The 220-nt window shown below is 72.3% G+C and carries 1 pseudogene; it reads right to left on the bottom strand.

Annotated features, from left to right (window positions below):
- Positions 1-220, bottom strand: a pseudogene (locus E0D90_RS26365) (tetratricopeptide repeat protein); the annotation flags it as partial.

The following is a 220-nucleotide window of genomic DNA, read 5'->3' as shown; positions in this document are numbered from 1 at the left end:
GCGGTGGTGTGGGCGAGGTGGTCGAGGGCGATGGCTTCGTGCCATCGGTCGTCGAGTTCGCGATGTGTGGCGGCGGCTCGGGAGAGGAAGTCGGCGGCTTCGGTGTGGCGTCCGAGGTGGTGGTGCACGCGGCCGGCGCCCTGCCAGGCGAGGGCTTCGCGGCTGCGGTCACCGAGCCGGCGGTGGATGGTGGCGGAGCGGTGGTAGGAGGTCAGTGCCT

The sequence above is a fragment of the Streptomyces otsuchiensis genome (assembly GCF_004305975.1).
In the GTDB taxonomy this organism is placed as follows: domain Bacteria; phylum Actinomycetota; class Actinomycetes; order Streptomycetales; family Streptomycetaceae; genus Streptomyces; species Streptomyces otsuchiensis.
The sequence above is the reverse complement of the archived record's forward strand: the minus strand, read 5'-3'. Positions and strand labels throughout refer to the sequence as shown.